Origin of the sequence: Mycobacterium sp. SMC-4 (assembly GCF_050205565.1) — a bacterium.
In the GTDB taxonomy this organism is placed as follows: Bacteria; Actinomycetota; Actinomycetes; order Mycobacteriales; family Mycobacteriaceae; genus Mycobacterium.
Window position 1 is genome coordinate 65215 of the sequence record NZ_JBNMQU010000013.1, and the last position, 13610, is coordinate 78824.

The following is a 13610-nucleotide window of genomic DNA, read 5'->3' on the forward strand; positions in this document are numbered from 1 at the left end:
GAATCAGTAGCTACAGTCAGCGTCAGCACCGCGTGTGGACACTTGGGCGCCAGACCGCCGTCCTCTTCGCCTGGGACCGCAACCACTTGTGCGCTCAGAACGCCTCGACCGTCAGATGGTGGGCCAGCTCACCTGCGGAGACGTCGGGCGGCACCACCTGCCAGCGGCCACCCCAGTGTGCGGCGGCGAGCTGGGCATAGACCGCGCCGGTGCGGCGCTGCAACCCGTCGTCGCGTTCGTAGGCGTCGCGGGCTCGCTCGGCGTCCTGCGCAGCGCGGTTCACCGCGCGCTGGGCGGCCAGCTCGGTGGGCACGTCGAGCAGCACCTGCCAGTCCGGGATGGGCAGTCGCAGCCGCGCGTATTCGAGCTCCTTGACCCACGCCACCACGTCGCCGTCGACGTCCTGGTGCAGACGCGCGGCGCTGTAGGCGGCGTTGGAGGCCACGTAGCGGTCGAGGATGACGACGTCGTGTTCGGCGCGCAGCCGGTCGATGTCGTCGCGGGCGCCGGCCCGGTCCATCGCGAACAGCACCGCCATGCCGTAGACGGAGTCGGCCAGATCACCGTGGCTGCCGTGCAGGGCTTCGGCGGCCAGGTCGGCGTGCACCGACACTCCGTAGCGCGGGAATGCCAGGCTGGCCACCGAGCGCCCGTCGGCTTCGAATCCGGCACGCAGTCCGTCGGTGAGCGTGCGCTTGCCCGCTCCGTCGACTCCCTCGATGACGATGAGCACGCCGGTGAGCTTAAGCCGTGCCGCCCACATGCTGACTCCTGCGGACCCTGTTCGCCAGCCCGGCCGCAGGCCGCACAGGTCCTAGCGAAGCGGTTCCATGCGATAGGACTGCAGCACCACGGTGTTGTGCTGCTGATCGAGGAACGCCCGGGTGCTGGCCTGGCTGGCCCCGAAGATCATGTTGAGGTCCACGCCGGTGCGGAACGGGCCCGGCGGCAGCGCCGGTTCGAGCACCTTCTGCACCGCGGGCCGCTGCCCGGATTCCTCGGTGAAGTTGTCCTCGACGAGCTCGGTCATGGTCTCCGGCGCGATTTCGACGACGGCGTCGATCCACACGACTTTTGTCTTGGCGGATTCCTCGGAGGAATTGTCCCATTCGATCCACGACGCCGACCGCGGAGCGCCCAGCGCCGGGAACGCGCGCGCGAGCGGCTCGGTGTCGTGACGGACTTCCATGGCCGGCCGAGTGGCGGTGACCTCGGTGTCGTCCTGCTGTTGTTGTTGGCAAGCCGTCAACGTCAGCAGTACACCGAGCGCCACCGCCCTCAAACCATGCTTCATCAGTAGCGGTAGTGCTCCGGCTTGTACGGGCCTTCGACGTCGACGCCGATGTACTCCGCCTGCTCCTTGGTGAGCTTGGTCAGCGTGCCGCCGAGGGCCTCGACGTGGATGCGCGCGACCTTCTCGTCGAGGTGCTTGGCCAGGCGGTAGACCTCGTTGTCGTACTCGTCGTTCTTGGTCCACAGCTCGATCTGCGCGATGACCTGGTTGGAGAAGCTGTTGCTCATCACGAACGACGGGTGCCCGGTGGCGTTGCCCAGGTTGAGCAGACGGCCTTCGGACAGCACGATGATCGCCTTGCCGTCGTCGAAGATCCACTGATCGACCTGCGGCTTGATGTTGATCCGCTTGGCGCCCGAACGCTCCAGCGCGGCCATGTCGATCTCGTTGTCGAAGTGGCCGATGTTGCCGAGGATGGCCTGGTGCTTCATCGCCTTCATGTGCTCGAGGGTGATGATGTCCTTGTTGCCGGTCGAGGTGATGATGATGTCGGCCTCGCCGATCGCTTCCTCGACGGTCTTGACGTCGAAGCCGTCCATCAGCGCCTGCAGCGCGTTGATCGGGTCGATCTCGGTGACCGTGACGCGGGCGCCCTGACCGGCCAGCGATTCGGCGCAGCCCTTGCCGACGTCGCCGTAACCGCAGATCAGCACCTTCTTGCCGCCGATCAGCACGTCGGTGCCGCGGTTGATGCCGTCGATCAGCGAGTGGCGGGTGCCGTACTTGTTGTCGAACTTGCTCTTGGTGACCGAGTCGTTGACGTTGATCGCCGGGAAGGCCAGCTCGCCGGCCGCGGCGAACTGGTACAGGCGCAGCACGCCGGTGGTGGTCTCCTCGGTGACACCCTTGACCGACTCGGCGATCTTGGTCCACTTGCCCTTGTCGGTCTCGAACCGCTCGCGCAGCAGGTTCAGGAAGACCTTGTACTCGGCGGAGTCGTCGTCCTCGGCGGGCGGCACGACGCCGGCCTTCTCGAACTGGGCGCCGCGCAGCACCAGCATGGTGGCGTCACCACCGTCGTCGAGGATCATGTTGGCCGGCTCGTTCGGCCAGGTCAGCATCTGCTCGGCGGCCCACCAGTACTCCTCGAGGGTCTCGCCCTTCCACGCGAACACCGGGACGCCCTTGGGCTCCTCGGGGGTGCCGTGGGGGCCGACGACGATGGCCGCGGCGGCGTGATCCTGGGTGGAGAAGATGTTGCAGCTCGCCCAGCGAACCTCGGCGCCGAGCGCGGTGAGGGTTTCGATGAGCACCGCGGTCTGCACGGTCATGTGCAGCGAGCCCGAGACGCGTGCGCCCTTGAGCGGCTGCACCTCGGCGTACTCGCGGCGCAGGGCCATGAGGCCGGGCATTTCGTGTTCGGCCAGGCCGATCTCCTTGCGGCCGAATTCGGCCAGCGACAGATCGGCGACCTTGTAGTCGATGCCGTTGCGGACATCAGCGGTCAGTGTGGGTCCAGTCATGGAGAGTCCCTCGTATGTCGTTCGTCATTGCCAGTGAGCGCACAGCTGTGCGTGGCGACACCGGTAGCCTGCGGGCTCGCGGGACAGGCGCTCAGGCGGAATCGCAAGCGCACTGACAGCTACGGGGTATCGATGACACCGTAGCGTTCGGCGAACGGAGTCATCAATCTGGCCAGGTCACGGGCCACGTCATGGTCGGCTTCCGGGGGCATCGAGACGTAGCTCATGGCCAGGCGGACGATGGCCCGGGCGAGCACTCCGGCGTCCTCCTCGCTGGCACGCACCCAGCTGCCCATGAAGGACTCGGTGAGCCGCGCCGAGCTGCGGGTGATGATCGGCGCGCTGTCGGTGGTGATGATCTGCAGCAGGTCGGGCTTGGACGAGCCGGTGAGCAGCGAGATGACCAGCGGGTCGGCGGCGGACTCGGTGAAGAAGTCACGGAAGCCCTGCAGGAATGCGGCGTAGACGTCGCCGACGTTGTTGTCGATGGCGTCGTTGATCTGGTCGACCAGGCGGTCGGCCAGCCGCAGCGCGTAGCCCTGGGCGAGGCCCTGCCGGGAACCGAACTCGTTGTAGATGGTCTGGCGGCTGATGCCGGCTGCCTTGGCGACGTCGGACAGGGTGATCGCCGACCAGTCGCGGGTCAGCAGCAGCTCGCGCATGCCGTCGAGGATCGAGTCGCGCAGCAGCGCCCGCGACGCCTCGGCGTAGGAGGTGCGCTGGCCGGCGCGCTTGCTCACCCGCGTGACCTTAGTGCCCCACCCGTTTTGCCGAGCGCGCGTGTCTGCCGGTCCCGCACCGGCGTGTCGCCGACAACTGCGCGCGCTCGGCGCCAGCGAGCGCGACGTTCACGACCGCGCGATCTCGACCATGTCGAAATCGGACTTCGCCGCCCCGCAGTCCGGGCAGCTCCAGTCGTCGGGAATGTCGTCCCAGCGGGTGCCCGGGGCGATGCCGTCCTCCGGCCATCCCTTGGCTTCGTCGTACTCGAAGCCGCATTGCACACACACGAACAGCTTGTAGTCCATCACTCACGCTCCTGTCGGTTCGAAGTCGACCTTCTCGCGGACCGCGCAGTCCGGGCAGCACCAGTCCTCGGGTATGTCGTCCCACGAGGTGCCGGTCGGAAAGCCTTCGCGCGGTGCACCTTTGGTTTCGTCGTAGACGTAGTCGCATCCCGGGCAGCGGTAGGCACCCATGCTCAAGCGCTCCGCTCTTCGCGCGAGCGCTCATCGCCGGCGCCATAGCGGGCCAGTACCCGATCGCGCACCCGGGGATGGATGTTGACGCGGCTCAGGTCGCCGTCGTAGTGGTCGAGCACACGGTGGTCCATCACCTTGCGCCACAGCGGCGGGAAGTACGTCAGCGCAATCATCGACGCGTACCCGCTGGGCAGATTCGGCGCACCCTCCATGCTGCGCAGTATCTGGTAGCGCCGCGTGGGGTTCGCGTGGTGATCACTGTGGCGCTGCAGGTGGTACAGGAACAGGTTGGTGACGATGTGGTCGGAGTTCCAGCTGTGAACCGGTGCGCAACGCTCGTAGCGACCGCTGTTGGTCTTCTGCCGCAGCAAACCGTAATGCTCGAGGTAGTTCACCGTCTCCAGCAGCGTGAACCCGAACACCGCCGAGATGACGATGTAGGGAATCAGCGCCCAACCGAACACCGCGATCAGCGCGCCGTAGAGCACAACCGACATCGCCCACGCGTTGAGCACATCGTTGGACGGGTGCCACGTCGGCTTGCCGGCGCGCTCCAGCCGCTTGGCCTCCAGCTCCCACGCCGAGCGCAGGCTCCCGAACACGCTGCGCGGCAAGAACTCCCAGAAAGTCTCGCCGAACCTCGCCGACGCCGGGTCCTCCGGGGTCGCAACGCGCACGTGGTGGCCGCGGTTGTGCTCGATGTAGAAGTGGCCGTAAAACGTCTGCGCCAGAGTGATCTTCGCCAGCCAGCGCTCCAAAGAGTCCTTCTTGTGGCCCATTTCGTGCGCGGTGTTGATGCCGACGCCCCCGAGCAGGCCCACCGACAGTGCCAGGCCGATCTTGGCCGGCCAGCCCAGTCCGCCGTCGAACCCGAGCCAGCCCAGATCCGACGCGGTGAACAGGTAGGCGCCGAACGCCACGCTGGCGTACTGGAACGGGATGTACAGGTAGGTGCAGTAGCGGTAGTACTTGTCGTTCTCCAGCCGCTCCATCACCTCGTCGGGCGGGTTCTGCCCGTCGGGACCGAACTTGAGGTCGAGCGCGGGCAGCAGGATGTAGAGCAGGATCGGGCCGATCCAGAACGGCACCTGTGCGGCGCCGTGCCAACCCCACTGATTGAACGCGTAGACCAGCGGCATCATCACGAACAGTGCGGTGGGAGCGATCAGCCCCATCAGCCACAGGTAGCGCTTGTTGTCGCGCCACTGTTCGACGTCGATCTGCGGTGCATCTTGCGTGGTCACCGTGTGCCTCCTCGCTGTGAGTGCGATCACTCGTCGAGGTTGACTATAGGGAGTCTTTTGTCGCCTGTCTAGACACGGACCGCCTATTTGTAAAACCACGATCCCGAGAATTGAAGAAGGAGTAAATACGTCGGCAGTGGGTAACAGAACGACATCGGTTCGGAAAGGAGCAGCAAATGCCCGCCTTCTCCTCGGGGATGGCACGCACATCGTGCTGTCCCGCCTGCGGCTACCCCACGTTGAACGCTTGCCTGTGCCACGTGTGCAGCCCGTATGCTGCTCAGTTCACCCGAGCGACGCCGTCAGCCGACGCGTTCGGCACCGCCGCCGGAGCCGTCAGCGCTTCAGCGCTGTAGCGCTCCCCGCTTGCCGAGCAGCGAATGCCGGCGGCCGTAGGCGAAGTACACCAGCACGCCGATGGCCATCCAGATACCGAACCGGATCCACGTCACTCCGCTCAGGTTCAGCATCAGCCAGACGCACGCGATGATCGACAGGATCGGCAGCAGCGGCACGCCCGGCGCGCGGAAGCCGCGTTCGAGGTCGGGCCGGGTGCGCCGGAGCACGATCACACCGGCGGACACCAGCACGAACGCGAACAGGGTGCCGATGTTGACCATCTCCTCGAGGTTGCCCATCGGGAACACCGTCGCCGTCACCGCGACCACAAAGCCCACCAGCACCGTGATCCGCACCGGCGTGCCGCGTGACCCGGTGCGCGCCAGCCGACGCGGCAGCAGCCCGTCACGCGACATCGCGAACAACACCCGGGTCTGACCGAGTACGAGCACGATCACCACGGTCGTCAGACCGGCCAGCGCGCCGATCGAGATGACGATCGCCGCCCATTCCACGCCGTTCATGGCGAACGCGGTGGCCAGGTTCTGAGTCTCTTCTTCGCGCAGGTCCTTGTAGCTGACCATGCCGGTCAGCACGATCGCGACGGCGACGTAGAGGACGGTGACGATGGCCAGGGACGCGATGATGCCGCGCGGCACGTTGCGCTGCGGGTTCTTGGTTTCCTCGGCAGTGGTCGCGACGATGTCGAAGCCGATGAACGCGAAGAACACGATGGACGCGCCGGCCAGCAGGCCATACCAGCCGTAGTTGCTGCCTTCGGCGCCGGTCAGCAGCGAGAACAGCGACTGTTCGGCACCGGCACTGCCGACACCTTCACCGGCCTCGGCGGGCGGCACGAACGGAGTGAAATTGGCGGCCTTGACGTAGAACGCGCCGACGATCACGACCAGCAGCACCACTGCGACCTTGACGACCGTGATGACCAGGCTGACGCCGGCGGACAGCTTCGTCCCGAAGGCCAGGATCGCGGTCACGAACGCGATGATGACCAACGCGCCCCAATCAACCTGCAGCCCACCGATATCGGCGACCCCGCCGCCGAAGCCGAACACGGTGCCGAGGTAACTGGACCACCCTTTGGCCACGACGGCCGCAGCGACTGCGAACTCGAGGATCAGATCCCAGCCGATGATCCAGGCGACGAACTCACCGAACGTCGCGTAGGAGAAGGTGTAGGCGCTGCCGGCGACGGGGACGGTCGAGGCGAACTCGGCGTAGCACAGCGCAGCCAGACCGCACGCGATCGCGGCGAGGATGAACGACACCGAGATCGCGGGGCCGGTGATGTTGGCCGCGGTGGACGCGGTGATCGTGAAGATGCCGGCGCCGATGACGACCGAGACGCCGAAAACCGTCAGATCCCACCAGCTGAGGTCTTTGCGCAGTTTGGTGTCGGGTTCGTCGGTGTCGGCGATCGACTGCTCCACCGATTTCGTGCGCCATCTGCCGTTGTTCGGCGCCGTCGGCTCAGCGGTCACGGCCGTCCTCTTTTCGCTCTGGTTCCTGCGGAATGTACCGACTACCGTGACCCCATGGGGGCCACTCTTAAACACGCAATCGTGATCGGCGCCAGCCTGGCCGGGTCGTGCGCAGCGCGGGTGCTGTCGGATTTCGCAGATCACGTCAGCGTGTTGGACCGTGATGCTCTCCCCGACCGGCCGATGCAACGCGCGGCGGTGCCGCAGGGACGGCACGTGCATCTGCTGATGGCCCGCGGTGCGCAGGAGTTCGAGGCGCTCTTCCCCGGCCTGCTCGACGACATGGTCGCCGCCGGAGTGCCGATTCTGGAGAACCGGCCCGACTGCATCCATTTCGGTGCGGCCGGCCACGTGCTGGGCACCCGTCACCGACTGCGGGACGAATTCACCGCGTACGTGCCGAGCCGGCCGCATCTGGAGTGGCAGCTGCGAACACGCGTGACCGCCCTGCCGAACGTGACGGTCGTCCACCGCGGCGTCGAGCAGCCGGTCTTCGCCGGGCACCGCGTCACCGGGGTGCGCACCGAGGACGGCGGCACGCTGGAGGCGGATCTCGTCATCGATGCGACAGGGCGCGGCACCCGACTGCCGAGCTGGCTGCAGCAGTGGGGCTTCGCGCGCCCGCAGGAGGAGACGGTCCAGGTCGGCATCGGCTACGCCAGTGTCGCGCTGCAGATTCCGGACGGGTTGATCGCGGAGAAAGTGGTGGTCGCCGGGGCGTCGCGGGAGCAGCCGCTGGGTCTGGGCATGTTGTGTTACGAGGACGGCACCTGGGGCCTCACGACATTCGGTGTGGGAAAAGTGCCACCGCCCAACGACTTCGACGGCATGCGGGAGCTGGCTCGGCAGCACCTGCCGGCGCACATCGTCGCCGCGCTGGGGCAGGCACAACCGCTGTCGGACGTCGCCCTGCACAAGTACCCCACCAGCCGGTGGCGCCGCTACGAGAAACTCGAGCACTTCCCGGACGGGATCCTGCCGTTCGGTGACGCGGTGGCCAGCTTCAATCCCACGTTCGGGCAGGGCATGACGATGACGTCGTTGCAGGCACGTCATCTACAACAGGCCTTGCGCGGACCGCGTGACGAGCTGGCCCCGACGTTCCTGCGGGCCACCGCGAAAACGACGTACCCGGTATGGATGATGAACGCGATCGGTGACCTGACACTGCACCGGGCGGAGGGCGACGCGCCCTGGTGGTACCGGCCCGTCGGCTCGCTGTTCGACCAGTTCCTCGGCGCCGCGGAAACCGATCCTGTTCTCGCCGAATGGTTTCTGCGCCGGTTCAGCCTGCTCGACAGTCTCTACATGGTGCCTTCGGCCAGGTTGATCGGCCGCACCGTCCGGCACAACCTGCGACTGTGGGCAGCCGAGCGTAGACGGGCGACGGTCTAGAACCCGACGGTCACCCGGAACAGCCACGTCGGTTCGTGCGCCGTCAGCCGGATCGGACCCTCGTCGTCGGGGACCCACGCCGCGGCGCCGCGCTGCATGGTGACCGAACTTCCTTTGGCGTACACCGTCACCGAGCCCTGGCTGCACAGCAGGATCTGCGGCCCGTCGTGGCCGGTGGGGGCATCGATCTCGTGGCCGAGCTGCTCGCCGTCGATCTTCGTCACCGACACCGCGAACTCGGGTGCCGGTGTGCGATAGAGGTATTCGGCGCCCTCCCGCAGGGTTTCGATGGGCACCAGCGGATCGTGGACCGGTTCGAAATCGAGCACCCGCAACAGCTCCGGAACGTCGACGTGCTTGGGTGTCAGCCCGCCGCGCAACACGTTGTCGGAGTTGGCCATCACCTCCACGCCGATGCCGTGCAGGTAGGCGTGCAGGTTGCCGGCGGGCAGATAGATCGCCTCGCCGGGCTGCAGCGACAACCGGTTGAGCAGCATCGCGGCCAGCACGCCGGCGTCGCCGGGGTACCGCTCCCCCAGTTCGAGCACGGTCTTGGCTTCGCGCGCGAATTCGGTGGCCCCGGACCGGACGTAGTTGATCGCGCCGTCGATGACCGCGGCCACGAGCACCTCGAGATCGGGTTGCGGGCAGGTGATCCAGGTGGTGAACAACGCCCGTAGCCCGTCGGCGTCGCTCTGACCGGACAGCAGGTTGATGTAGGGGTCGAGCTCGGCCACGCCCAGCGCCTGCATCAGGTCGACCGAGTGGGCGGCGGGCGCGAAACCGGCGAGCGCCTCGAATTGACTGAGGGCAACGATGATCTCGGGCTTGTGGCTGCGGTCCCGGTAGTTGCGGTTGGGCGCGGTGACCGGGATGCCGAGGCGGTCCTCGCGTTCGAATCCCTCGACGGCCTGCTCGGTGCTCGGGTGGGCCTGCAGCGACAACGGCTCGTCGGCGGCCAGCACCTTCACCAGGAACGGCAGCGCATCACCGAACCGGCCACGCAACTGTGGTCCCAGCTCGCCTTCGGGATCGGCGCGCACCGCGTCGAGCAGTGACTGCTCACCGTCGTCGGTGAGCAGGTACGCGGGATCCTGCGGGTGCGCGCCGAACCACAGTTCGGCTTCCGGGTGCGCGGTCGGGCTGGGCTTTCCGGTGAATTCGGCAATCGCGGTCCGCGAACCCCATGCGTAGGTCCGCACCGCACCCCTCAGCAGATGCACTCGTTTCAACCTCGAATCAACCGCTGGTAGACCGCCGCCATCTCCAGGCGGACAGCCAACAGCGCCAGTTGCTGTTCAGGACGCGCGGACACGGGCATCGCTGTTGAGCCCGCCGCCTCCTGACTCCCCCTCGTCGCCTCGACGTCTGGGACATCGTAGGCATTGATGACGTCGACGTCGTCGAATCCCCGCAGCCGCGCCGATACTTCCGGCCGATCGGCGTCGGAGGTCAGCACCAGCGTCCGGGTACGCGCGGGCAGCGGCCCGTCGATCTCTTCGTCGTGGAAGATCGACGGTGCGACACCGCCGCTGCGACCCCATCCGGTGCGCAGCGCGGCCAGCACGTCGGATAGTCCGGCGGCGGCGACGGTCTGGTTGGCGACGCGCAGCATCACGGTCGCGGCGTGGCGGGCCAGCGCCCGCATCGCGGCGGTGTCCCCGGCGAACACGACGTCGCGACCCTCAAGCCGCTGCGCCAGTTCTTTGGCGGGGTTGGTGAAAACCTCACGCGCAGCACTGTTTCGGAAGGCTTCGCTGTCCAGTTCGTCGGCCAGTGCGTCGAGGTCGAAGGTGAATCCGGTGATGGTGGCCGCCAGCACGGCCAACCCGGCAGCCAGGAACCGGACCATCGTGAAGTCGTCGGGTACGAGCAGCCGCGGCGGCAGCGGCACCGCGCGGCCGGCGGTGACGTCGCGCAGCGGTCCTTCGAAGGGGGCGACCACGACGACGCGCGCGCCGCGTCGGACCCCGGCCGCCGCCGCGTTGACCAGTGCGGGGTCGGTGGGGTCGTCGCCGGCGACGACGAGAACGTCCAGCGCCCCCAGCCACGGCGGCGCCTCGGCGGCGACGACGATCGGCGCGCCGACAGATCCACCCACCAGTGCGGACAGCATCGTCGCCGCGGCCTCGGAGGTGCCGCGGCCGGCTATCCAGACGACGGTGCGCGGCGGGGCGTCCGAACGCACCGGATCGAGTTCGCCTTCGGCGAGCGCCGCTGCGGTGGCACGGACCTGCGCGCCCGCCATCGAGGCAGCGCGCAGCAGACCGAGACGGTCGGCGGCCAGTAGGCCGTCGGTATCGTCGAGATCCACGACCGCAGCCGACAGCGGGCTGGCGCTCACGTCAGTTCCTTTGTCCCCGAGGTGATCTGGGCACCGATCTCGTCGACCAGGGCGGCAACTTCTTCGGCGGTACGGGCTTCGACGTTGAGCCGCAGCAGTGGCTCGGTGTTGGACATGCGCAGGTTGAACCAGCTGCCGTCGCCGAGGTCGACGGTCACGCCGTCGAGGTGATCGATGGCGTGCACACGGCTGCTGAACGTCCGTAGCACGGAGTCGACCACGGCGGGCGCGTCGGTGACGGTGTAATTGATTTCGCCGGAGGATTCGTAGCGTTGGTAGTCGGCCATCATCTCCGACAGCGGACGGTCCTGTTCGCCGAGCGCGGCCAGTACGTGCAGTGCGGCCAGCATTCCGGAGTCGGCGCCCCAGAAGTCGCGGAAGTAGTAGTGGGCCGAGTGCTCCCCACCGAAGATCGCGCCCGTCTCGGCCATCAGGCCCTTGATGTAGGAGTGGCCGACGCGGGCGCGCACCGCGGTGCCGCCGCGTTCGGCGACCAGCTCGGGCACCGCGCGCGAGGTGATCAGGTTGTGGATGACGGTCGCACCGATCTCGCGGGTGAGTTCGCGCGCCGCCACCAGCGCGGTGACCGCCGACGCGGACACGGCCTGGCCTTTCTCGTCGACGACGAAGCAGCGGTCGGCGTCGCCGTCGAAGGCCAATCCGATGTCGGCGCCCGTCTCGAGCACGAACGACTGCAGGTCGACGAGGTTGGCCGGGTCCAGCGGGTTGGCCTCGTGGTTGGGGAAGGTGCCGTCGAGTTCGAAGTACAGCGGCTCGAGCCGGATCGATGCGATGGCGCCGAGCACCGCGGGTGTGGTGTGGCCGGCCATGCCGTTGCCGGCGTCGACGGCCACGCGCAGCGGGTGGCCGTCGCCGATGTCGACCAGTGAGCGCAGGAACTGGCCGTAGTCGTCGAGCACGTCGCGGTCGGAGACGCTGCCGTGGGGCCCGTCGAAGCTCGGGACACCGGCGATGACCTCGTCGCTGATGGTGGTCAGGCCGGTGTCTTTGCCGACGGGTTTGGCGCCGGCGCGGCACAGTTTGATGCCGTTGTAGGCGGCCGGGTTGTGGCTGGCGGTGAACATCGCGCCCGGGCAGTCGAGCATGCCGGAGGCGAAGTACAGCTGGTCGGTCGAGGCCAGGCCGATCCGCACGACGTCGAGTCCCTGAGCGGTCACCCCGTCGGCGAACGCGTTGGAGAGGCTGGGCGAGCTGGACCGCATGTCGTGGCCGATGACCACCTGGTTGGCGCCTTCGCTCCGGACCAGCCGCGCGAACGCGGCGCCGACGTCGCGGACGAATTCTTCGTCGATTTCGGAGCCCACGAGACCACGCACGTCATAGGCCTTGATGACGCGCTGTACTGCCTCGGCGGGCCGGGACATAGTGCTCCTTGGGACTCCAGACTGGTTGGCGTCCAGCCTAGCTGTCGCGCGCCTGACGCACGGCGACTACGCGGCTGAACCCGGACTCAGTCCGTGGGATCAGGCAGCACCCGCAGGTGTCCGCGGCGACGCCCGTTCGTCTCTGGCTTCCGGGTGGGCGGCGCCATCAGCGCGCCGCCGTGCGCCCCGGTGACCGGGTCGCTGAACCCGGAGGTGAAGCCGTGCGCGGGGGCGGCGGTTTCCCGGCCCTCCCGGACGGCGTCGGCGAGGGCGACGAGGTCGTCGTCGTCGGGGTGCGACGGCAACGGGCCGGCGTGGCGGACCAGCTCCCAGCCGCGCGGCGCGGTGATCCGGCCGGCGTGCATCACGCACAGGTCCCACGAATGCGGCTCCGACACGGTGGCCAGCGGACCGACCACCGCGGTCGAGTCGGAGTAGACGAAGGTAAGCGTCGCGACCGCATAGTGAGGGCACCCAGGCCGGCAGCAGCGACGGGGAACATTCACGCTGGGAAGGTTATCGTGACCGGTCGCCGGGTTCGCGCCGGACACGCGCAGCCGGGATGCGGCCGAAGCCCAACCGTTACGATCTTTTTCGTGACCGTGCGCAGGCATCGCGGGTCGCGGCGGGGTCGGGAGATGCGCGGACCGCTGCTCCCGCCGACCGTTCCGGGGTGGCGCAGCCGCGCCGAACGCTTCGACATGGCGGTGCTGGAGGCCTACGAGCCGATCGAGCGGCGTTGGCATGAGCGGGTCTCTGCTCTCGACGTCGCGGTCGATGAGATTCCGCGGATCGCGCCGAAGGATCCCGACAGTGTGCAGTGGCCACCGGAGGTGGTGGCTGACGGTCCGATTGCGCTGGCGCGTCTCATCCCGGCGGGGGTGGACGTCCGCGGCAACTCGACGCGGGCACGAATTGTGTTGTTCCGCAAGCCGATCGAGCGACGGGCGAAAGACACCGTCGAGCTGATCGATCTGTTGCACGAACTTCTGGTGGCGCAGGTGGCCACCTATCTGGGGGTGGAGCCGTCGGTCATCGATCCCACGATCGAGGACGACTAGAGGATCTGTTGGGTCAGTGCGCCGGGTGAGCCGGCGTGCGGGTCAGATGATCCCGCGTTTGATGCGACGACGCTCGCGTTCGGACAGGCCGCCCCAGATGCCGAAGCGCTCATCGTTGGCCAGTGCGTACTCGAGGCATTCGTCGCGCACCTCGCAGCCCATGCAGATGCGCTTGGCCTCGCGGGTGGAGCCGCCCTTCTCCGGGAAGAACGCCTCAGGGTCGGTCTGTGCGCACAGGGCGCGTTCCTGCCACTGATCTTCGGTGAGATCCGAATCCTCGGTGAAATCTTCGATTCGATCGGGCACCAAGCTCAAATTCGGTCGCCCATTGGTTGCAGGTGTCGGTCCGGTTTGGATGTGCGGCGCACTTCCCACCGAGCCGAG

At 67.6% G+C, this 13610-nt stretch carries 15 protein-coding genes; 2 read left to right on the forward strand and 13 right to left on the reverse strand.

Translation table 11 applies throughout. The features are described 5' to 3' along the window. Positions 1–94: 94 nt before the first annotated feature. From ACQI46_RS21385 to ACQI46_RS21420, 8 genes are all read right to left on the reverse strand, one after another. On the reverse strand, positions 95–733 hold the full coding sequence (locus tag ACQI46_RS21385; RefSeq protein WP_427096050.1) for a dTMP kinase: 639 nt from the start codon (positions 731–733) through the stop codon (positions 95–97). Positions 734–814: 81 nt separating this feature from the next. Then, positions 815–1294 (reverse strand): hypothetical protein, encoded by a 480-nt coding sequence (locus ACQI46_RS21390; RefSeq protein WP_427096051.1) that lies wholly within the window; start codon positions 1292–1294, stop codon positions 815–817. Further along, on the reverse strand, positions 1294–2757 hold the full coding sequence (gene ahcY / locus ACQI46_RS21395) for an adenosylhomocysteinase (RefSeq protein WP_427096052.1): 1464 nt from the start codon (positions 2755–2757) through the stop codon (positions 1294–1296). The genes ACQI46_RS21390 and ahcY overlap by 1 nt, the downstream gene beginning before the upstream one ends. Positions 2758–2876: 119 nt before the next feature. Continuing rightward, a complete protein-coding gene (alkX, locus tag ACQI46_RS21400; RefSeq protein WP_427096053.1) occupies positions 2877–3497 on the reverse strand; it encodes a TetR family transcriptional regulator AlkX in 621 nt (206 codons plus the stop codon). A gap of 108 nt (positions 3498–3605) precedes the next feature. Continuing rightward, the gene (locus tag ACQI46_RS21405) at positions 3606–3788 is read right to left on the reverse strand and encodes a rubredoxin (RefSeq protein ID WP_427096054.1); all 183 of its coding nucleotides are present in this window, start codon (positions 3786–3788) and stop codon (positions 3606–3608) included. Next, a complete protein-coding gene (locus ACQI46_RS21410; protein ID WP_427096055.1) occupies positions 3789–3956 on the reverse strand; it encodes a rubredoxin in 168 nt (55 codons plus the stop codon). A 2-nt stretch (positions 3957–3958) separates the two neighbouring features. Beyond that, on the reverse strand, positions 3959–5134 hold the full coding sequence (locus ACQI46_RS21415; RefSeq protein ID WP_427096174.1) for an alkane 1-monooxygenase: 1176 nt from the start codon (positions 5132–5134) through the stop codon (positions 3959–3961). 413 nt (positions 5135–5547) lie between these two features. Next, positions 5548–7041, reverse strand: coding sequence for an amino acid permease (locus ACQI46_RS21420; RefSeq protein WP_427096056.1), 1494 nt, complete (start codon positions 7039–7041; stop codon positions 5548–5550). A 54-nt stretch (positions 7042–7095) separates the two neighbouring features. On the opposite strand from ACQI46_RS21420, the gene ACQI46_RS21425 reads away from it, so the two are divergent. Further along, entirely contained in the window at positions 7096–8436 is a 1341-nt protein-coding gene (locus tag ACQI46_RS21425; protein WP_427096057.1) for an FAD-dependent oxidoreductase, read from the forward strand. Here ACQI46_RS21425 and manA read toward each other — a convergent pair. The 4 genes from manA to ACQI46_RS21445 all read right to left on the reverse strand — a co-directional run bounded on the left by manA (position 8433) and on the right by ACQI46_RS21445 (position 12671). Continuing rightward, positions 8433–9659 carry a mannose-6-phosphate isomerase, class I gene (gene manA, locus ACQI46_RS21430; RefSeq protein WP_427096058.1) on the reverse strand — a complete coding sequence of 409 codons (1227 nt, stop codon included), beginning with the start codon at positions 9657–9659 and terminating at the stop codon, positions 8433–8435. The two genes, ACQI46_RS21425 and manA, sit on opposite strands and share 4 nt — an antisense overlap. A gap of 5 nt (positions 9660–9664) precedes the next feature. Beyond that, on the reverse strand, positions 9665–10780 hold the full coding sequence (locus ACQI46_RS21435; RefSeq protein ID WP_427096059.1) for a TobH protein: 1116 nt from the start codon (positions 10778–10780) through the stop codon (positions 9665–9667). Continuing rightward, a complete protein-coding gene (locus ACQI46_RS21440) occupies positions 10777–12165 on the reverse strand; it encodes a phosphomannomutase/phosphoglucomutase (RefSeq protein ID WP_427096060.1) in 1389 nt (462 codons plus the stop codon). Before ACQI46_RS21440 ends, ACQI46_RS21435 begins: the two co-directional genes overlap by 4 nt. Positions 12166–12251: 86 nt before the next feature. Then, positions 12252–12671 (reverse strand): DUF3499 domain-containing protein, encoded by a 420-nt coding sequence (locus ACQI46_RS21445; protein ID WP_427096061.1) that lies wholly within the window; start codon positions 12669–12671, stop codon positions 12252–12254. 132 nt (positions 12672–12803) lie between these two features. Here ACQI46_RS21445 and ACQI46_RS21450 point away from each other — a divergent pair, with 132 nt between their 5' ends. After that, positions 12804–13226 carry a metallopeptidase family protein gene (locus ACQI46_RS21450; protein WP_427096175.1) on the forward strand — a complete coding sequence of 141 codons (423 nt, stop codon included), beginning with the start codon at positions 12804–12806 and terminating at the stop codon, positions 13224–13226. 42 nt (positions 13227–13268) lie between these two features. Here ACQI46_RS21450 and ACQI46_RS21455 read toward each other — a convergent pair whose 3' ends face one another. Then, the gene (locus tag ACQI46_RS21455; protein ID WP_427096062.1) at positions 13269–13532 is read right to left on the reverse strand and encodes a WhiB family transcriptional regulator; all 264 of its coding nucleotides are present in this window, start codon (positions 13530–13532) and stop codon (positions 13269–13271) included. Between the last annotated feature and the right edge of the window lie 78 nt (positions 13533–13610).